Source organism: Agarivorans sp. QJM3NY_25, assembly GCF_050870875.2.
In the GTDB taxonomy this organism is placed as follows: Bacteria; Pseudomonadota; Gammaproteobacteria; order Enterobacterales; family Celerinatantimonadaceae; genus Agarivorans.
Map to the genome: position 1 here is coordinate 2,228,348 of NZ_CP194041.2, position 18,341 is coordinate 2,246,688.

The 18,341-nt window shown below is 43.3% G+C and carries 17 protein-coding genes and 2 pseudogenes; 12 read left to right on the top strand and 7 right to left on the bottom strand.

Going from position 1 to position 18,341, the window contains the following annotated elements; all coding sequences use genetic code 11:
• Window positions 1-26 precede the first annotated feature (26 nt).
• The gene (locus tag ACRRSW_RS10280) at window positions 27-1,340 is read left to right on the top strand and encodes a 6-phospho-beta-glucosidase (protein ID WP_432459290.1); all 1,314 of its coding nucleotides are present in this window, start codon (window positions 27-29) and stop codon (window positions 1,338-1,340) included.
• A gap of 179 nt (window positions 1,341-1,519) precedes the next feature.
• Here ACRRSW_RS10280 and ACRRSW_RS10285 read toward each other — a convergent pair whose 3' ends face one another.
• Window positions 1,520-2,110: an AAA family ATPase gene (locus tag ACRRSW_RS10285; RefSeq protein WP_432459291.1), complete on the bottom strand. Its 591-nt coding sequence runs from the start codon at window positions 2,108-2,110 to the stop codon at window positions 1,520-1,522.
• Window positions 2,111-2,423: 313 nt separating this feature from the next.
• Here ACRRSW_RS10285 and ACRRSW_RS10290 point away from each other — a divergent pair, with 313 nt between their 5' ends.
• The gene (locus tag ACRRSW_RS10290; protein ID WP_432459293.1) at window positions 2,424-2,789 is read left to right on the top strand and encodes a VOC family protein; all 366 of its coding nucleotides are present in this window, start codon (window positions 2,424-2,426) and stop codon (window positions 2,787-2,789) included.
• Window positions 2,790-2,903: 114 nt separating this feature from the next.
• Here ACRRSW_RS10290 and ACRRSW_RS10295 read toward each other — a convergent pair whose 3' ends face one another.
• The gene (locus ACRRSW_RS10295) at window positions 2,904-3,491 is read right to left on the bottom strand and encodes a LysE family translocator (RefSeq protein WP_432459294.1); all 588 of its coding nucleotides are present in this window, start codon (window positions 3,489-3,491) and stop codon (window positions 2,904-2,906) included.
• 110 nt (window positions 3,492-3,601) lie between these two features.
• On the opposite strand from ACRRSW_RS10295, the gene ACRRSW_RS10300 reads away from it, so the two are divergent.
• The gene (locus ACRRSW_RS10300) at window positions 3,602-4,045 is read left to right on the top strand and encodes an Lrp/AsnC family transcriptional regulator (protein WP_432453316.1); all 444 of its coding nucleotides are present in this window, start codon (window positions 3,602-3,604) and stop codon (window positions 4,043-4,045) included.
• A gap of 60 nt (window positions 4,046-4,105) precedes the next feature.
• Here ACRRSW_RS10300 and katG read toward each other — a convergent pair whose 3' ends face one another.
• Window positions 4,106-6,316: a catalase/peroxidase HPI gene (gene katG, locus ACRRSW_RS10305; RefSeq protein WP_432459295.1), complete on the bottom strand. Its 2,211-nt coding sequence runs from the start codon at window positions 6,314-6,316 to the stop codon at window positions 4,106-4,108.
• Window positions 6,317-6,484: 168 nt separating this feature from the next.
• On the opposite strand from katG, the gene ACRRSW_RS10310 reads away from it, so the two are divergent.
• Window positions 6,485-6,796, top strand: coding sequence for a TfoX/Sxy family protein (locus ACRRSW_RS10310; RefSeq protein WP_432459296.1), 312 nt, complete (start codon window positions 6,485-6,487; stop codon window positions 6,794-6,796).
• Window positions 6,797-6,877: 81 nt separating this feature from the next.
• Window positions 6,878-7,570 carry a DUF4336 domain-containing protein gene (locus ACRRSW_RS10315; protein ID WP_432459297.1) on the top strand — a complete coding sequence of 231 codons (693 nt, stop codon included), beginning with the start codon at window positions 6,878-6,880 and terminating at the stop codon, window positions 7,568-7,570.
• A 241-nt stretch (window positions 7,571-7,811) separates the two neighbouring features.
• On the opposite strand, the gene ACRRSW_RS10320 is transcribed toward ACRRSW_RS10315, so the two are convergent.
• The gene (locus tag ACRRSW_RS10320; RefSeq protein ID WP_432459298.1) at window positions 7,812-8,708 is read right to left on the bottom strand and encodes an AraC family transcriptional regulator N-terminal domain-containing protein; all 897 of its coding nucleotides are present in this window, start codon (window positions 8,706-8,708) and stop codon (window positions 7,812-7,814) included.
• Window positions 8,709-8,876: 168 nt separating this feature from the next.
• On the opposite strand from ACRRSW_RS10320, the gene ACRRSW_RS10325 reads away from it, so the two are divergent.
• Window positions 8,877-9,719: an SDR family NAD(P)-dependent oxidoreductase gene (locus ACRRSW_RS10325; RefSeq protein WP_432459299.1), complete on the top strand. Its 843-nt coding sequence runs from the start codon at window positions 8,877-8,879 to the stop codon at window positions 9,717-9,719.
• A gap of 447 nt (window positions 9,720-10,166) precedes the next feature.
• Here ACRRSW_RS10325 and ACRRSW_RS10330 read toward each other — a convergent pair whose 3' ends face one another.
• Both ACRRSW_RS10330 and ACRRSW_RS10335 read right to left on the bottom strand, forming a co-directional pair.
• On the bottom strand, window positions 10,167-10,784 hold the full coding sequence (locus ACRRSW_RS10330; protein ID WP_432459300.1) for a GyrI-like domain-containing protein: 618 nt from the start codon (window positions 10,782-10,784) through the stop codon (window positions 10,167-10,169).
• 565 nt (window positions 10,785-11,349) lie between these two features.
• Entirely contained in the window at window positions 11,350-11,919 is a 570-nt protein-coding gene (locus ACRRSW_RS10335; RefSeq protein ID WP_432459301.1) for an NAD(P)H-dependent oxidoreductase, read from the bottom strand.
• Between the two features lie 154 nt (window positions 11,920-12,073).
• Here ACRRSW_RS10335 and ACRRSW_RS10340 point away from each other — a divergent pair, with 154 nt between their 5' ends.
• Window positions 12,074-12,400, top strand: coding sequence for a winged helix-turn-helix transcriptional regulator (locus ACRRSW_RS10340; RefSeq protein WP_432453308.1), 327 nt, complete (start codon window positions 12,074-12,076; stop codon window positions 12,398-12,400).
• Window positions 12,401-12,473: 73 nt separating this feature from the next.
• Window positions 12,474-13,042 (top strand): annotated as a pseudogene (locus ACRRSW_RS10345) (IS5 family transposase); the annotation flags it as partial.
• Window positions 13,043-13,175: 133 nt separating this feature from the next.
• Here the strand turns inward: ACRRSW_RS10345 and ACRRSW_RS10350 are convergent.
• Window positions 13,176-13,409 (bottom strand): annotated as a pseudogene (locus tag ACRRSW_RS10350) (transposase); the annotation flags it as partial.
• A gap of 521 nt (window positions 13,410-13,930) precedes the next feature.
• Between ACRRSW_RS10350 and ACRRSW_RS10355 the strand changes: the two are divergent.
• The 4 genes from ACRRSW_RS10355 to ACRRSW_RS10370 all read left to right on the top strand — a co-directional run bounded on the left by ACRRSW_RS10355 (window position 13,931) and on the right by ACRRSW_RS10370 (window position 17,966).
• On the top strand, window positions 13,931-14,380 hold the full coding sequence (locus ACRRSW_RS10355) for a hypothetical protein (protein WP_432459302.1): 450 nt from the start codon (window positions 13,931-13,933) through the stop codon (window positions 14,378-14,380).
• The gene (locus tag ACRRSW_RS10360; RefSeq protein ID WP_432453306.1) at window positions 14,370-14,882 is read left to right on the top strand and encodes a hypothetical protein; all 513 of its coding nucleotides are present in this window, start codon (window positions 14,370-14,372) and stop codon (window positions 14,880-14,882) included. The genes ACRRSW_RS10355 and ACRRSW_RS10360 overlap by 11 nt, the downstream gene beginning before the upstream one ends.
• A 689-nt stretch (window positions 14,883-15,571) precedes the next feature.
• Window positions 15,572-16,656 (top strand): IS3 family transposase gene (locus ACRRSW_RS10365; RefSeq protein ID WP_432458895.1). Its coding sequence is split into 2 segments (ribosomal slippage): window positions 15,572-15,821 and window positions 15,821-16,656, totalling 1,086 coding nucleotides; the frame shifts between segments, so codons are not numbered across the junction.
• A 224-nt stretch (window positions 16,657-16,880) separates the two neighbouring features.
• The gene (locus tag ACRRSW_RS10370) at window positions 16,881-17,966 is read left to right on the top strand and encodes an ABC transporter substrate-binding protein (RefSeq protein WP_432459303.1); all 1,086 of its coding nucleotides are present in this window, start codon (window positions 16,881-16,883) and stop codon (window positions 17,964-17,966) included.
• The last annotated feature ends 375 nt before the right edge of the window (window positions 17,967-18,341 follow it).

Here is an 18,341-nt window from a genome sequence, read left to right on the forward strand (position 1 = left end):
TAACTTGCCTATAGGGGGACGAAAAGATGAAATCGACTCTTAAGATATGCATTATTGGAGCGGGTTCAAGTTACACGCCCGAGTTGATGGAAGGTCTCATCAAGCTTAAAGATGAGCTAGCGATTGCTGAGTTATGGCTGGTAGATATCGAAGCTGGCAGAGAGAAAGTCGCCATCATTGGTGATTTAACTCGGCGTATGTTAGCTAAGAATGGTATGGACCACATTGCGGTGCATGTCACCTTGGATCGCATTGCGGCTTTGCAGGGGGCTGATTTTGTTTGTTCTCAATTTAGGGCTGGCTGCTTAGAAGGGCGGATCCGTGATGAACGTATCGCCTTGAAGTATGGCATGATTGGTCAGGAAACTAATGGCTTAGGTGGTTTTGCCAATGCTTGTCGTACGATTCCGATTGCTTTGGCGATCTGCCATGAAATGGAGCAATATTGTCCTGATGCATGGCTGCTAAATTTTACTAATCCCTCTGGTATGGTCACCGAAGCGATTCTTAAATACTCTCGAGTGAAAGCTGTGGGTTTATGTAATGTGCCGGTGATCATGCAAAAGGGTGTGGCACAATTACTGGGTGCCGACGAAAAAGATATTGTTTTACAATTAGCTGGGCTGAACCACCTGATTTGGGCGCGGCAAATTCTTTATCAGGGGCAAGATAAGTTAGCGGAAGTGGTGGAACACATTTTGGCTGGCAATGATCCCTTGGTGCCAAAAAACATTCCGCCATTCGCTTGGCCTGCAGAGCTACTGCGTCATATGGGCATGATCCCTTGCGCCTATTTACGCTACTACTACAGCAGCCAAGATATTATGGCGCAGGAACTTACAGAGGCAAATTCTGAAGGGACGCGGGGCGAAGTGGTCAAAGCGATGGAGAAGCGCCTGTTTGACATTTACCGCAACCCAGCGTTAAGCGAGAAGCCTAAAGAACTTGAAAAACGGGGTGGGCAATACTATTCACAAGCTGCTTGTGAGCTGATGAGTGCAATTTACAACGATAAACGGACTATTATGCATGTGAATACGCGTAATCATGGTGCTATAGCAGGGCTTGCCAATGATTGCGTTGTAGAAGTCAGTAGTGTGATAACCAAGTCTGGACCATTACCGCTCAACGTCGCGCCTTTTCCAAGTGATACTTTACGTTTAATCCAGTTGATGAAAGAATTTGAATCGTTGACTGTCGAAGCGGCGGTTACTGGTAATCGTAACGCTGCACATCGAGCCTTGATCCTCAACCCGCTGGTGAATACAGGCTCGGTTTTAGAGCAAGCGCTGCAAGAGACGATTCAGCAAAATTTAGACTTTATGCCGCAATTTCGTTAAGTTTCGACACCTGCTTGGCGAAACAAGGATGCCGAGTCGCAAACGGTTTTGATGTGGTTGTTCCAGATTTTTATCGGGAAGTTATCGCCACGATTCGACAAAATTTATATACACTTTTTTGATGGTGGAGGTTTTGCTCTTTAAATAAGCCTTTCGAAATCATATTTTTCAATCTGGTTTTACGGCTTGGCTTCTAAAATAGCCAGTATTTCTTGCATCGACTGGCGGTACTGCTCTTCATTTGAGTTACGAAATAGCAATAAATCGTCAATGATCTCTGGGTTGTCGATGCTACGGGGAATTGAAAAATCAAGGCCTTGAAGATACTCATCCCAATTATTTAATTTCCAAGTATCTCTAGACGAGTTTCTTTGAATCATCCGTTGTTTAACCACCTCAATATCCGTTTCAACCCAAACCACCGTGAGCCGCGCTTTTTTTTCAATGAGCTTATTCTTTAAGTTATCGATATATGCGGTATCTCTTATTTCACGGGTAAATGGGGCATTGATTAACACAATATCGTCATAGTCCAATGCCTCCATGGCCAGTGCTAAAGTTGCTTCATATTCGTAGTTGCGAATATGCTCTTCAAAGAAATCTGAACTTCGATTTATTTCTTGGTTCGCTAGCTTGAAAATTTGATGAGATAGTACAATCAAGGTGTCTTTGTCTAAATACACCACATGTTTGAGCGCTTTGGCTAATTGTTTTGAAATATAGGTTTTACCACTGGCCGGTGGCGATGTAACTAAGATCAGACGTTTCATGATTGTTCCATATTTGACAAAGCAATGATAAAAAATGCTCGCATTTACTGGTGGCTAATTAAGTTGAAATAAATATTGTCGCGATCAACTTAAATCGTTGGTTTTTGAGAAGGAGGCTTCCTTACAGCTTTGTTGCTAAGCTAGCTTAACACTGGTTTGGTATGCTTGGCTCAGGACGTTTGTTTCTCGTCCTGGCTGCTATCATAAGGTTAGTTTTCGGCTCATGTCCTTAAAGTTAATATAGTTTTAATTTGTCGTTGATAATTTGTCAATGATTCGGTTAAATCGAAACTCATTCGCCGAAGGAGTCGCAATGCAAAACCTAGACATAATTGAAATAAAGTCTTTTGTGCCAGCTAAAAATTTCGAGGATTCTAAACGTTTTTATCAGGCCATAGGATTTGAGCTCGCTTCGGATTTCGATGGGATTGCTTATTTTAGAAAAGGCGCATGCTCTTTTTTGCTTCAAGATTTTTATGAGAGTGCTCATTGCCAAAATTTTATGATGCATTTGTTAGTAGAAGATGCTGCGAGTTGGCGTGAACATATAATTAAATCGGAGGTAAGCTCAGCATTTAGCGTGAGCTTGTCTGAATTAGTGAGCCAACCTTGGGGCATGTTGGAGTTTTGTCTGACGGATCCAAGTGGTGTGTTGTGGCGAATCGCTCAGAATCAATAAGTGAGAGATATTGCTTGATACTTTTTAGCAATATCTCTCTTGATTAGCTCAATTCTGAGCGGCAATTTGCTTGAAGAATGAGCAAGTTTACCCCCGTCATCAATTAAGCGGGTATTAAACCATTGGGATCACTGATATGACTAACAAACCTGCCATGCAGTAATTAAAAGCTCTTATCTTATTAGGTGCAGTTAAAAAAGTTTGTAATTGTTTCCCCGCAGCGGCCCAAATGCCGACCGAAGGGAGGTTAATTAAGCTAAAGATCAATGAAACAAGGAGCACACTATTTAGTTCGCTGCTTGGTGCATACACACTAATGGCGCTGAGTGCCATAGACCAAGCTTTGGGGTTGACCCATTGAAACGCAGCTGCAGATAAAAAGCTCATTGCTTGATATTGCTGATGCGTCGCGTTCACTGGCTTACTGCGAGCAATTTTAAACGCTAGAAAGAGCAGATAAAGTATGCAGGCAATCTGTAATAGCTGATGAATAAAGGGGTAACGAGTAAACAGCCCCGTTAAACCGAAACCTAACAAGATCACCATCAAGCTGAAACCAAATACCACGCCTAACATGTGGGGGATGGTGCGAATGAAACCGACACTCGCTCCCGAGCTCATTAGCATAATATTGTTTGGACCGGGTGTGACCGTTGAAACAAAAGCAAAGCTAACTAGTGCTATAAGTTGTTGATATTCCATGTCTGTTTCTTATTTCAATTGTATTGGGTACTTGTATATTAATTAGATATGCCGTAAATTTTGTGCCTATATTTGTTTAGATCAGCATTAATGCACAACTATTGGTGGTTATGGATAGGTTCGACGAAAGAATATTGCGAGAGCTAAAATTGAACGGTCGCTTAACTAATGTGGAGTTGGCAGAACGCATCGGTTTGTCACCTTCGGCGACTTTACGTCGAGTGCAAGAGCTGGAGCGCAGCCAAGTGATTCAAGGTTATCGAGCGGTGCTTAACCCAATCAAATTAGGGATAGGATTCATCGCCTATGTCACGATTGGGCTGTCGAATCATAGCAAACAATCGCAGCTCGATTTTGAAGCGCACATTATGGATGCCAAACAAGTCACCGAATGTCATAACATCACTGGGGCGAATGAGTACCTGTTACGGATCGAGACTGCCGATCTTGCCGCCTATAAACGTTTTCATTCTGACGTGCTGGGTGAGATCCCTCAAGTTAATTCGATTTCAACTCTGGTGGTGATGGAAACGCCGAAAGACCAACGAAGCTAAAGCGCAAAAAAAACCATCGGATTGGCTCCGATGGTTGCTATCATTTTTAGCACTGGTTATTTAAGCGAGATCGAAGCGATCGGCGTTCATCACCTTATTCCACGCGGCTACAAAGTCGTGTAAGAACTTGGTTTGTGCATCACTTTGGGCATACACTTCGGCAAGTGCCCGCAACTGCGAGTTGGAACCAAATACCAAATCAACTCGGGTGGCGGTCCATTTTAATGCGCCATTCGTTCGCTCACGTCCTTCAAATACGCCTTTTTCTGTGGCACTTGGTTTCCACTCGGTTGCCATATCTAGCAGATTCACAAAGAAGTCATTACTCAACTGCTCTGGTCGCTGGGTCAATACCCCATGTTGCGTTTGCTGATAGTTGGCATTGAGGACTCGCATGCCGCCGATCAGTACCGTCATTTCAGGAGCACTTAAACCAAGTAGTTGTGCCTTATCAAGCAATAGTTCTTCCGACGACACGCTGTAGCTCGCTTTTAGATAATTGCGGAATCCGTCTGCGATAGGCTCTAAGGGTTCGAACGCTGTGACGTCAGTTTGTTGCTGCGAGGCATCATTGCGCCCGGCACTAAACGGAACTTCAAGCTTTTGTCCGGCTGCTAGCGCTGCTTGTTCAATGGCAGCGTTACCGCCCAGTACGATTAGATCAGCGAGCGAGACCTGTTTGTTATTGCTCTGGGCTTGATTAAACTCGCTTTGAATGGCTTCTAGTACCGCTAATACCTTGGCTAACTGAGCGGGTTGATTGGCCTGCCAGTCTTTTTGTGGTGCAAGGCGGATCCGAGCCCCATTGGCGCCACCGCGTAGATCCGAACCGCGGAAGGTCGAGGCCGAAGCCCAAGCCGTTGCAACTAGCTCAGATACCGATAGTCCAGAATTTAACAATTTTACTTTGAGCGCCTTAATATCGGCGTCGTCGATGATTGCATGCTCTACCGCTGGAATAGGATCTTGCCAAATTAATTCTTCGGCAGGGACTTCTGGGCCGAGGTAGCGTTGAACGGGTCCCATGTCGCGGTGAGTTAGTTTGAACCAGGCGCGAGCGAAGGCGTCGGCAAATTCTTCAGGATTTTGATGAAAATGCTGAGATATTTTGCGATAGGCGGGATCTTCGCGAAGTGCAATGTCTGAGGTTGCCATCATTGGCGCATGGCTTCTCGACGGATCGTGAGCATCGGGGACGCTATTTTTGGCGCTATTGCCTGTTGGTGTCCACTGTTGGGCACCGGCTGGGCTTTTGGTGAGTTGCCACTCGTTACCAAATAGGGTTTCAAAGAAGCTGTTATCCCATTGCGTTGGCGTGGCAGTCCAAGCGCCTTCTAAACCGCTAGAAATAGTGTCCACACCCTTGCCTGATCCCATACTATTGTGCCAACCTAAACCTTGTTGCTCGATGGACGCGGCTTCTGGTTCGGCACCGACCTGCGCGGCATCACCTGCGCCGTGTGTTTTACCAAAGGTATGACCGCCAGCGATCAGCGCCACCGTTTCATAGTCATCCATGGCCATGCGGGCAAAGGTTTCACGAATATCCTTGGCTGAGGCGAGGGGATCGGGGTCGCCATTGGGCCCTTCTGGATTCACGTAAATTAAGCCCATTTGTACTGCGGCTAAAGGATTTTCTAGATCTCGTTCTCCGTTGTAACGTTTGTCATCTAACCATTCTCGCTCTGTTCCCCAATAGATGTCTTCTTCGGGTTGCCATATATCGACGCGCCCGCCAGCAAAACCAAAGGTTTTTAGGCCCATCGATTCTAATGCGACATTACCGGTTAAGATCATCAAGTCTGCCCAAGAAATTTTGTTTCCGTATTTCTGTTTAATTGGCCAGAGTAAGCGGCGAGCCTTGTCTAAGTTCACGTTGTCAGGCCAACTATTAAGGGGAGCAAAACGTTGACTACCGCTGCCAGCACCGCCACGGCCATCACCGGTGCGATAGGTGCCTGCACTGTGCCATGCCATGCGAATAAAAAACGGTCCATAATGGCCGTAATCGGCTGGCCACCAATCTTGTGAATCGGTCATTAAGGCTTGAAGATCATGTTTAAGTGCTGCGAAGTCGAGGCTTTTAAATGCTTGCGCATAGTCAAAGTTTTCACCGAGCGGGTTTGATTCTTTACTGTGTTGGTGAAGAATATTGAGGTTGAGTTGATTCGGCCACCAATCTTGATTGGCGGTGCCCTTATCAGCAACTTTAGTTCGAGAGCCGTGCATCACTGGGCATTTGCCGGCGCTTACCGCATTATTTTTATCCATTATTCTCTCCACTTTGGTTTATGGTATTGCTTGGTTGTAGGGGTGACCCTTACTGTTCGTAAACATCATAGTTTAATATATCGTAATTGGTGTAACCGTTTGTTTTTATTGCTGTGATAGTTTTTATCTATGGTTTGAATTGGTATTCATGAAGAAGTACATACTCAGATGAAAAGCCTAACAGATTTACCAGGATTGGGGCCAAAATCAGCTCAAATGCTTGAGCAAGCGGGAATTATTTCGCTAGAAGACCTACGTGAGTTAGGCGCAATCCGAGCTTTTATCAAGGTGAAGCAGTTCGGTGCAACTCAGCCTAGTTTAAATCTATTGTATGCTTTGGTAGGAGCCTTAGAGGGAAAACATTGGTTAAGCATCGCCAAACAACAAAAAGCAGAGCTGATTATGGTTTTAGAAGGCTACCAAGAGCTGGAAAAATTATTTACAGAGCAGGGCAAGCCTTTAAGCCTAATATCATCATAGGGTCTGGTCTGCATTTTACTCGTGTTGCCAAGCTGTTGAGTATTTATGGAGCCATTATTGTGAGTGAACAAGGAAGTAGCCATGATTCAAATTTCCAATAGTGTTTGGGTCGGTGAGGGCGAAACGGTGCCATTTTTTGGCTTGCCTTATAGTACCCGCATGACTGTGATCCGTTTATCGTGCGGTTCATTGTGGCTACACAGCCCGATTCGTTGGACAAGTCAGTTGCAACAACAATTGGATCAACTTGGTCCGGTTAAGTATTTAGTGGCGCCAAATAAATTACATCATTTGTTTATTAGTGAGTGGCAACAGCAGCACCCTCAGGCTCAGATTTTTGCTACTAAAGCTTTACAAACGAAGCGCAAAGATATTCGTTTTGACGGATTATTTACGCCAAATATCCCCGGCCCTTGGCAAGCTGATATCGCGCAATTGTTATTTACTGGTTCTGTCGCGATGGAGGAATGTGTGTTTTATCATAGGCCCTCTCAGGTGTTGATTGTGACCGATCTGGTCGAGAATTTTTCACCCGAGGTTTTTACGCCAATTCAGCGCCATGTCGCAAAAGCCACCGGGATCCTTGCGCCCCATGGCAAAATGCCCATCGATTGGCGCCTTAGTTTTATCTTTGGTAAAAGTGAGGCCAGGCAACACCTACAGCAGATCTTGAGCTGGGAGCCGAAAGTTCTGATCATGGCCCACGGCCTGATCGTTAACCATGAAGTTGACAAGTTTTTACGTCGCTCGTTTGCTTGGCTCGGGTTGACTTAGCGGCTTAGGGGCTCTGTTCGCAGGGAGAGGTCACGATGAACATTGGGCGCACAGGGTATCGCTTGATTTGTTGTGGCTTCTACTGGTTAAGTTTTAGCTGAAATACAAGCCCTGGAGAGATGAGAGCGAGATACCTTCAGCTACCCGATTAAGTTTCTCTGGCAAGTTAAATAACAAACCTACCAGAGCATGTTCGGAGATATTTTACTTATTAGAATTACAACAAAGGTCAAACTTGTTATCAAAGCACCGACTGAAAATTACCTTTGAGGCGCATAGAGTCATGTTTGGGCGGTAACCCAAATTGTTTCGAATACTCACGACTGAATTGTGAGGGTTCTTTGTAGCCGACTTCAAACCCCGCTTCTGCGGCGGCATATCCCTCCACCAACATAAGCCGTCTTGCTGCCATCAATCGCAAATGACTTCTGAACCGAATCGGACTTGTCCCAGTGACGTCTTTAAAATGTTTATAAAAACCTGACTGTCCCATATTTGCGATGCTGGCCAGTTTATTGATGGATATCGATTCGGTGAAATGGGTTTCTAACCATGTTATCGCTTTTTTTATACGACTCAGTCGGCTGTTTGCTGTCGCCATCTGAACAAGGACTGTATGAGATTGCGGGTTCTGAAGTAGCCTCCAAATCAGCTCTCTTTCAATTAATGGTGACAACACCGCGATATTTTGTGGGCATTGCAGCGTCTCGGTCAGCCTTACTACAGTATCGACCAATTGATCATCCATTGATCCCAGATTTAATCCGGAAGTCGTGCCTTCACTATCGCTTGTTTTGGTACATAGCTCGGTCAATTCTGCGATGAGTGCAGAATCCAGATCCAGTCGCAGGCAAAGATACGGACTACTTTTTGTAGCTTCTGTGACTGCGCCAAAAACGGGTAGCTGTACAGAGCCTAACAGGTAGTGCGCGGAGTCGTAATGGTAAATCTGATTGTTGAGTCTAGCCTCTTTCCTCCCTTGTGCAACCACACATATTGCTGGTTCGTAAAGAACCAGCTCAGGCGTGGTGGGTATGGAGGATTTCATAATCGAAACCCGTGGAATTGGTGTCTGAAAAATACCATCATCGTTCGATAAATCGAGTAATAGCTTTGCCAGATCGCATATCGTACGCATATATCAGTACTCCATTCCTGTATTACTAAATTCAGAATACTAATTAGAATATGGAGGATAATACAAGAATTATGGGAAAGAGTCATACCGACTACTTGTGCTTTTCATCCACGATAACTACCAGTGAGCCTTGAGGCTCAAATTTGAAAATTAGCACAAAGGTTACTTATGAAGAAAACATGGTTCATTACGGGCGCATCTCGCGGTATCGGCTTCGAAATTGCACAAGCGGCACTGGTCTCTGGTGACAATGTCGTCGCAACAGCACGTAACGTAAGAAGGCTTCGGGAGCAATTGGGCTCAGAAATCCAACCACAGCTAGAATGTATTGAGCTAGACGTGAATAATTATATTCAGGCGAAAGAGGCGGTCAGCTGGTCAATTGAGCGATTTGGTAGTATTGATGTTTTTGTTAACAATGCTGGTTTCGGTCAGCTCGGTCACTTTGAAACCGTTGAGCAGCGCGCTATAGAGCAACAATTCTCTACTAATGTTTTTGGCCTGATGCACGTGACCCGTGCAGTATTGCCAGCTATGCGCAGGCAGCAACGCGGGCACATTCTGAATTTGTCATCTATTGGTGGTGCTCTGGGCTTTGACGGCGCTGCCATCTATTGTGCTGCAAAATTTGCTGTAGAAGGATTCTCAGAAAGCCTCGCGTTGGAAGTGGCCCGCTTTGGCATCGATGTCACTATTGTTGAACCAGGCTTTTTTCGAACAGACTTTTTGGATGACTCTTCTGTACGTTATGGCCAAATTGAATTACAAGACTATACGGATGTCGCAAATACTCAAAAATCACAATACGATGAATATAGCCATGCGCAACTCGGTGACCCTAAAAGGCTTGCTCAACTCATTGTGAAAACTGCGGGTATAAGCCCGGCACCACTTCGACTAGTCGCAGGTAGCGATGCTCTTTCTATGTCACGGGACATCCTAAATAATCGTATGAAAGAACTAGAACTATGGGCCGATATTTCAGTAACAACAGATCATCAGGAGGAGTAATTCTAGTTGGGACTTGAAAATAAACTAGCTCCATAGCTCCATAGCTCCAATGCTGCTTGGCCTTATGTACGCGCAGATCTTCTGTAGGAAGATCAGCGTTTAATCACACGATGATGAATAAACGCTAAGGACTCGCGAATGGCAAGGGCATTACCGTGAGGGAATGTCTGAAGCAAGCGGACGTTTTTTAGATAAAGACTCCCAATGCCGCTTTATTTTGTAATGGTTGGGACACGGTGAAGGCCCAAACCTGAAAATCAATGAGGAGCCTGTGCAGCTCATTCGTTCTATATCCGATCGGACTTAGAAACAGTGGCGCAAAATCAGAAGCCGTCATTGGAATGCAAAGGTGCGAATCGGCCGTTGTATTTTAAACATTTTCAGGAAACGCCCTGTGCGGTGCCGCATGCAGGGTGTTGTGGAGGCTAGATACCTGCGGCTACCCGATTAGCCATTTTCTATGGGTTGCCGTATTACTGTTTTCCAATTTTCAGGGGCAGCTTTACGAATATCACTCAAGTAAATCTCATGGTGCTTACCGGCTTGCGTGTATTCGTTGGCATGGATAAATTCATGGACACGCTCAACCGTTGGTCCCTCTTCTGAAAAAAGTCCAATGTGCATAGTCTGTGCTGATATACCTTCACAAAATAACTCAAAACGAACCTTTGGCAATGCCTCTAAATTCTTTTTTTCCTTTACCTGCTTGTAGGCTTCTAAGAACAGATCTTGTGTCACATGTTTCGGTTGCATAATCATAGACGTCCATTTCCATTTGCTCTTGTCGTTGATGTCAAATAGAGACATGTCATCAACCCACCAAAGCCCTTCCAATGGCATGACGCCGTAGTCAATTTCTAATTCGCCTTTCTTGACCATGAATTTGAGAGCATACGACAAGGCGTAGAGAGCCTCGATTGCGTCACTGTAGTCTTTCGCTGTATTCGGATCACCCTGGCCATCAATCATCAGGAAATTCATTTCTGGGACATCAACAATCTCAACGCTCTTCGGGGAAGGTTTGTATAGGTGTTTCAACTCTTTCTTATAGTCAATTTTCTTCATTATTTATCCTTGGCTAAGGCCTTACTAAGTTGCAGCTAACCGCTATAGAACTCAAGCAAAGCCACCTTAACCATAGACTAAACCTAAAATGCCGAGCGTTCGCTGTCGACTTGAGTAATTTGTGTACGCCCGGCAGGGGCATGAACGAATGATGTGAAAGTCCATGTTCTACTTCTTATAAATAAAGAGTGGGGGAGCTGTAGTGGCATAGTGAATGATTAACTGACTCCATGGCGATTTAAGCAGACGGTATTTTTAGATAAAGAGTCCCAATACCGTTTTATTGTGTAGTGGTTGGGACATAGTGAAGACCTGAACCTGAAAATCAATGAGGAGCCTGTGCTGCTCACTCGTTCTATATCCGATCGGACTTAGAAACAGTGGCACAAAATCAAAAGCCGTCATTGGAATGCAAAGGCGCGAATCGACCGTTGTATTTTAAACATTTTCAGGAAACGCCCTGTGCGGAGCCGCATGCCGGGTGTAGTGGGGGCTGGAGGCTAGATACCTACGGCTACCCGATTCGGTTTTTGCATACATATAATACTACAAAAACTAAATATGATTAGTTACACTGACGAAAATCTAAACTATTTATAAACTCCACCAGTTTGTTCGCATGAGCAACGGCACGTTGTTCAACTTCCAATTTATCACCGTAACTATCTGGAATGTAAACCATGTTGTGGGAAACAATTGGTGGGTGATATATCATTCCGCAACGCTTAGCTATCTGTTGTAATGGCTTTAGAAACTCTTCAACAGTAAAGCTATTGAGCCCCCCCTCTGAGTAACTCTGATCAGGACCACCAATTGTCGTCGAGATCATAAACGATTTTCCTTTTAATTTATCACCAGTATCTCCGTGAGCAAAACCATGCAAAAATACTCTATCTAACCACTCTTTCAGCATTCCAGGCATGCTATACCAATGAAATGGGTATTGAAAAATAACTATGTCAGCTCCTAACAGTGCTTTTTGCTCCGCATCGACGTTAATGTTAAAGTCAGGATACATTCTATAAAGATCTCTTACTTCAATATTATCTCTATCAACCAGCCTCTCTATAATAATTTTATTAGCGATTGATTGTTCATTTACATCCGGATGCGCAAGTGCAATTAAAACCTTCATAACTTATCCCTTAATTTATTAAACATATACGTAGCATCTCATTGCTACCAATATTGTTGCTCAGACACCAGAAGAGTAAACTAAGTAGAAATTCAAAGTAAGTACGCACATTTTTGGTATGTAGTATCATTTTGTATACTAAGGGAGAGTTATCATGAGTCACAGCGACTATGACTGCAATAATGGTTGTCCAGTTGAAGCCACGTTAGAAGTTATTGGCGGAAAATGGAAAGGGATAGTACTTTACCATCTACTTTCAGAAACGATCCGTTTTAATGAATTACGCCGTTTAATGCCAGAAATTACACAACGAATGCTAACAAAACAGCTAAGAGAACTAGAAGCCGACAATCTGATTTCGAGAAAGATATACGCAGAAGTTCCCCCAAAAGTTGAATACTCAATAACGACCTACGGAAAATCCCTGACTCCCATAATAGAAGCGCTACATGCATGGGGCGTTCAACATTTGAAGAAATAAACTAGACACCCATTCTAAAAACAAAATCAATAATAACACCTTTTCGCGGCACTTAACCTATATAACCTTTAGGCACATCGTGATTGATTCAATGGGTTTAAAGGTGTTTGGTGAAGGAGAATGGAAGGTGCGTAAGCACGGCAAAGAAAAGCGCCGAGTATGGCGTAAACTCCACCTTGCCGTTGATACTGATACGCATGAAATAGTGAGCATGGTGGCATCACTCGATTCAGTGCATGAGTGCGAAGCCTTACCCACACAGCTAAACCCACTTCGTCGCAAAATTCGAAAAGTCTCGGCGGATGGGGATTATGACACTAAACGCTGCTATGGGGTATTGGAACGAAAAGAATAGCCCCGGTGATCCCACCGAGGCAAAACGCCGCTTACTGGGAGGAAGGCCATCCTCGCAACCAAGCCGTTGAAGCCCTGCAAAATGACCAACTAGAAGAATGGAAAACCCAATCGGGTTATCACGAGTGTTCACTGTCAGAGACGGCCATGTACCGTTACAAACAGCTGACGAGTGATAAGTTGAGCTTACGTCATTACAACGCCCAAGCGGGTGAAATGATGGTAAGTGTCAGTGCATTAAACAAAATGACTAGGCTAGGTATGCCTGTTTGTCAGGTAACTGGCTAAATAAAGTAAGAGCCTAGAATAACTGCACCTTGAGTTTGGATTTGATCAACAAGGCCCATAACAAGCACTCGACGCGAAGACTTTACTTAAGCGTTGATGGGGGGCGAATACTTCGCCACAATCATGGGTGTCTAATATAATTTACGATATGCGTATGATTGCTCATGACCGCATAGGCGCACACATCAATGGCGAACACCTCCGCTAGCTTTAGCAAATAGTCTTCTACCCATTGGCGGCGATGGTCATAACTCTTGCCTGTTTGCTTATCCTCACCACACAAATAAGCCCGACGTACACAGCGGGAAACACAGTGGTAATAAGGCGTATCATCCAAGCTTACTTGCGATTTTCTAGGCTGAGGCATAATGATAACTCCCCCAAATAAACCACTGTTGATAGTTTAGACTATAATAAGCGTTTCGTTAGTTGGGGTATCTTGTCTGACGCGTTGTTTGACGCGATACCGTGCTTAACTAAATGACGATAAAGCCAAAACCCACAAGGCCCAGCTTCATAAACTACACAAAGATGACTAGCCAAGTATTTATGTTTTTGATAGAATTATCGATAAATTTTTTGATAGAGTAAATATTGGTGGGGATGGTGCCATGGAACACGGGCTCATCTCTCGAATTATCAATACAATAAGCGACATCTGTGGTTTCTTTGTGAACGTCTAGTCCAATGAAAAACGTGCTAGATTTAGACGTGTCGATCTCCTGTTCTGTTATGACTTCCATCTAACAGTGTGGCTCTAGTTTGACGAATCCACGATAAACGCAGGAGGTCGACACTTTCACCAGGGGATCATTATGTCTGGGGTGTAAAGGGTTGCATCACGTATATTTATTCACATTAAACTTTACAATTATTAAAGGATTAAAATTGAAAGAGTGTCCAATCATTATTGATTTAAAATTAGATGAAAATAGCCTAAAAGCTATTGAGGAAATAAAACAAATATACAACTTGAAAAAGATTGGTAGATACGCTCTATTCATGGGCCATATTTATTCTATTTTTGGAGGTAGTGTAAAAAGGGGAGCGTCTAGTTCAGGTGTTTCCACTGTTATGAATGCTATTCCTAATGGCACAGCCAAGGAAGTACTAAATGGTGCAGGTAAAGTTGTTATTTCTGAGGCGAATCAAACAAGCTATAATATTTATATGGCTAATTGGGAGTATTTTTACCAATCCTTTGATGCTTTTGATAAAATAGCACAAGAAAGAATTGAATTTATTGCATTTAATCAAGGTCAAGCTCATATCTCTAAGCCTAAAGAATATAAATTTTGGAAGGCTATATATTTAGGTTGTAAATATAATGCTAAATAAAATTATTTTCACATTGTTACTGACACTTCCATTCTATTCTATAGCTGAAATTTCAGAGGAAGCTAAATATGCTTCTTTTTTGGTCCAGGTTAACTTAACTAAATATAGTGAGAAAAGTGAGCGCTGTCGTAATAAAATGAGATCTTTTACGTTGTCATCAACTGACAGAGCCCGCCTAAAAAAATTACCTAAAGAGGCCTCAAAAGGTTTAACGAAGTTACTTGATGACGCGCTTCTACAATGTACTCAGCCTGAAATATTTAATTTAGCTAATTCATTACTTATTCTTGAGGAACAAAATGCTTTAGAAAAATCTTCTGTTATTAAGGAGCAGGTACATTTAATTAGGAAGCTTGTTTTTTCTAAAACTTCTATTCAACCAAATATAGAGTACTCACAATTATCACCAGGATTACAGTCTAAGTTAAATAAAATTGATTTTTTAAAGTATCCTTTTGATATGTTTGTCGTTATTGAAGGTGCTTGGGGCCTCCCTCATTAATGCACCATAACAGGGCGAGCGCATGAGTGTTTTTTAAGCATAAAGTGGTTATAGGTTGAATAACATCTTACTAAGCCACAATTAAACTGCCTGCGCTTTTACTCTCTATCCTTTACGCCGTGCTCAATTTGAGCAAAAAGAAGAGCATAGACATCCATGTTAAAAACTACAGGGACAGTAACAACGTTAGTGAAGTGAACACCACTGAAATCATTTAGTCCTCAGGTTATTGTCATGCCGATTAACGGCTAAATTCACAGTAGGTGACTCAGTTTGATGCAATTAACCAGACAGTCATCCCAACGAGCTGCTTTAGAATGACAATCTTGTTATTTCTTGCCATGCCTAGCTAGAATATATAAGGGCTCGCCATATTGTTGTGAAGTCATGTCCGCATTTCTGCTATTCCAACTCCCAACTCCCAACTCCCAACTCCCAACTTTTAGTTCTTAGCTCCTAACATGCCACTTATAACTGCAGTTAATATCGCCATCGGTATACGTAAGCGAGTAACCACGATTTGAACTGAATCTTCACCAGAAATGGAAAGTCAACTAAAGTTAAAGATCGTTTTCAGCCCCCTTGTTGTATCAAGTATAGAATATCCAGAAATGGAACGGTAATTCCCCCGAAAATTAATCCCATGCAAAAGTAGAATTTTCTCGTATAGTAAATACAGGAGATTCAACATGAAAAAGTCACGTTACACGGACAGTCAGATCTTATCTATTCTCAAGCAGGCTGAGGCTGGTTCACCTGTTCCTGAGCTCTGTCGTGAGCATGGAATGAGCAACGCAACCTTTTACAAGTGGCGTTCGAAATACGGTGGTATGGACGCATCCCTTATGGCGCGGATGAAAGAACTCGAAGATGAAAATCGACGGCTTAAAAAGATGTATGCGGAAGAACGCCTTAAAGCAGAGGTGATCTCAGAAGCGATGGCAAAAAAGTGGTGAAGCCCTGTGAGCGTCGATTGATGGCTCAGCGTTCGGTGGCGAACTATCACATCAGCATTAAAAGTGCATGCTATTGGTTTGGGATCAGCGAGACCTGCTATCGCTATAAATCGAAGCTTCAACCTGAGAATGAGTTGATAGCTCAGGAGTTAGTAACGCTGTGCAACAGTGAAGACTGCTCTGACTGGGGCTTTGGCCTGTGTTTTCACCATTTGCGGAACGTTAAAGGGTATACATGGAACCATAAGCGGGTTTATCGGATCTACTGCGAATTGGCTCTAAACTTACGTATTAGGCCAAAACGACGCCTGAATCGCCATACGCCAGAGCCTCTTAAAGAGCCGATTAAAACAAACCAAGTTTGGTCCGTGGACTTTATGCATGATCAGCTATCTGATGGCCGGAAGTACCGTTTATTCAATGTGATAGATGATTACAAACGTGAAGGTCTGGCGTCAGAACCTGATTTTTCAATGCCCACAGTACGAGTCACTCGGATCTTAGAGCAGCTCATCGAACAACGAACCAAACCTGTTGCGATCCGCTGCGACAATGGTCCTGAGTTCATTAGCCATGCGTTTATTAAATGGGCCAACAACCACGACATTCGAATCGATTATATTCAGCCAGGGAACCCACAACAAAACGCCTATATAGAAAGGTTCAACCGTACTATGAGGTTTGGCTTAGTGAGTAAGTATTTGTTTGACACACTTGAAGAGGTTCAAGATCGGGCGACCCAATGGTTATGGTTCTACAATCATCAACGACCACACCTTGCAAATGGAGGGTTCCCACCACTAAAAACGGCAGCATGAATTCTACGAATAAATGCGGTTAATAATGGGAGGATTACCGAACTCCTAATTTTTGTATTAATATTCAGTTGCTTAGTGTGAATTTCTTGCCAATGTATTGTCTACGCCGAATTAAATGCAAATGATGTTTATTTGCATTATCGTTAGCAAATGGATAGTGTGACGCAGTCTTCAAGGCAGTTCAGTATTAATCGGTTAGCAAAATAGATAAGGACTCATATAAAATGTACAAAATATTACTTGGCTTAATCGCAGTTATTTTTAGTCAGGTTTCGTTTGCAAAACTCACCACTGTCACGGATGTTATTGATCGTGAAGTCACTTTTGATGCCCCAGCGCAACGTGTAGTTGTTGGCTTTTATCCAGAAGACTATATGGCAATAGGTACTGAAGCGGCATTTGATCATGTTGTTGGGATGGCAAAATACATGTGGGAAACTCGCACTGAAAACTGGGAGTTATATTTAAAACACCGTCCTTCTTTAAAAAATATTCCTGACATGGGTCGAGTGGATACCAACTCTTTCTCTGTTGAAAAAGTTATAGCACTAAACCCTGATCTATTGATGCTAGCCGAGTGGCAATATAAAGCGCTGGGGAGTGAAGTATCACGCTTCGAGTCTGTAGGGATCCCGATTATCGTTGTTGATTACAATGCCCAAACCGTAGAACGTCATGTTAAGAGTACTGAGCTAATAGGTGTTATTACTGGCCAGGAAGAGCGCGCAGCCAAAATTTCGAGTGAGTACCAGCAAAGTGTAGAGATGATCAACGCTAGGTTAAAAGAAGCCAACCTACCTAAACCAAAGGTTTATACTGAATACGGAGGTGCCGGCGTGGAAGAAATTGGTTATACGTTTGGTAAAAACATGTGGGGTGCTATTTCCACAATGGCTGGCGCAGATAATATCGCAGCTCCTTATGTCGAATGGTGGGGAAAACTCAATCCTGAACAAATTATTGCCGCTAACCCAGACATTGTCGTTATCACTGGTTATGAATCTGGTCGAGCAAATAAAACAGCGATGGTTATGGGACAAGGAGTTGATGAAGAGTTAGCGAAGCAACGTCTTCTCGGCTATAAAAATCGCGATGACTGGACAACGTTAGCAGCTGTGAAAAACAATCGAATCTATGGTGCATATCACGGTGCGGTTCGGACGATTTTGGATGGTGCTATGATCCAATATTACGCCAAGATAATGTATCCGGAAGTTTTTAAAGATTTAGACCCAGTTGAGTATTACCAAAATTTCTATAAAAAATACCTACCTGTTCGTCCGAAAGGCACGTTTATGACTCACTTATAGTTGATTATTTACAAGTAACAATACGGGAGTCAGTGACTCCCTAACAAGATAGCTAGACAGCGATTCCTGTTTTAAAACGTCTTCTTATTTTTCCAGCGTAGAGCTTGTATTGAGAAAACGATCTAGCTTGGTGAGCGCAGCACCACAAAGAACACTCTTGGTTGCAAGTCCCAGAGTGTGAAGACGTTTTTGAGGAATCGAGGGGCGATTCAACATTGCAACGCGATGAAAACTATAACTCAATATGCTTAAACAAAAAGTTGGGAGAGACGCATATTCTAGGACAAGCAATGCTTGACCAGCCACCATGTTATAGGCCAAATTAAGAGTGTGTATTCCCCTCTAACGCTTATTTAAGTAAGTGCTCTACAGACA

Bases quoted from the DNA above. Each gene is read 5' to 3' on its own strand.
- ACRRSW_RS10280 (WP_432459290.1), top strand. From the start codon at position 27: ATGAAATCGACTCTTAAGATATGCATTATTGGAGCGGGTTCAAGTTAC.
- ACRRSW_RS10285 (WP_432459291.1), bottom strand. From the start codon at position 2,110: ATGAAACGTCTGATCTTAGTTACATCGCCACCGGCCAGTGGTAAAACC.
- ACRRSW_RS10290 (WP_432459293.1), top strand. From the start codon at position 2,424: ATGCAAAACCTAGACATAATTGAAATAAAGTCTTTTGTGCCAGCTAAA.
- ACRRSW_RS10295 (WP_432459294.1), bottom strand. From the start codon at position 3,491: ATGGAATATCAACAACTTATAGCACTAGTTAGCTTTGCTTTTGTTTCA.
- ACRRSW_RS10300 (WP_432453316.1), top strand. From the start codon at position 3,602: ATGGATAGGTTCGACGAAAGAATATTGCGAGAGCTAAAATTGAACGGT.
- katG (WP_432459295.1), bottom strand. From the start codon at position 6,316: ATGGATAAAAATAATGCGGTAAGCGCCGGCAAATGCCCAGTGATGCAC.
- ACRRSW_RS10310 (WP_432459296.1), top strand. From the start codon at position 6,485: ATGAAAAGCCTAACAGATTTACCAGGATTGGGGCCAAAATCAGCTCAA.
- ACRRSW_RS10315 (WP_432459297.1), top strand. From the start codon at position 6,878: ATGATTCAAATTTCCAATAGTGTTTGGGTCGGTGAGGGCGAAACGGTG.
- ACRRSW_RS10320 (WP_432459298.1), bottom strand. From the start codon at position 8,708: ATGCGTACGATATGCGATCTGGCAAAGCTATTACTCGATTTATCGAAC.
- ACRRSW_RS10325 (WP_432459299.1), top strand. From the start codon at position 8,877: ATGAAGAAAACATGGTTCATTACGGGCGCATCTCGCGGTATCGGCTTC.
- ACRRSW_RS10330 (WP_432459300.1), bottom strand. From the start codon at position 10,784: ATGAAGAAAATTGACTATAAGAAAGAGTTGAAACACCTATACAAACCT.
- ACRRSW_RS10335 (WP_432459301.1), bottom strand. From the start codon at position 11,919: ATGAAGGTTTTAATTGCACTTGCGCATCCGGATGTAAATGAACAATCA.
- ACRRSW_RS10340 (WP_432453308.1), top strand. From the start codon at position 12,074: ATGAGTCACAGCGACTATGACTGCAATAATGGTTGTCCAGTTGAAGCC.
- ACRRSW_RS10360 (WP_432453306.1), top strand. From the start codon at position 14,370: ATGCTAAATAAAATTATTTTCACATTGTTACTGACACTTCCATTCTAT.
- ACRRSW_RS10370 (WP_432459303.1), top strand. From the start codon at position 16,881: ATGTACAAAATATTACTTGGCTTAATCGCAGTTATTTTTAGTCAGGTT.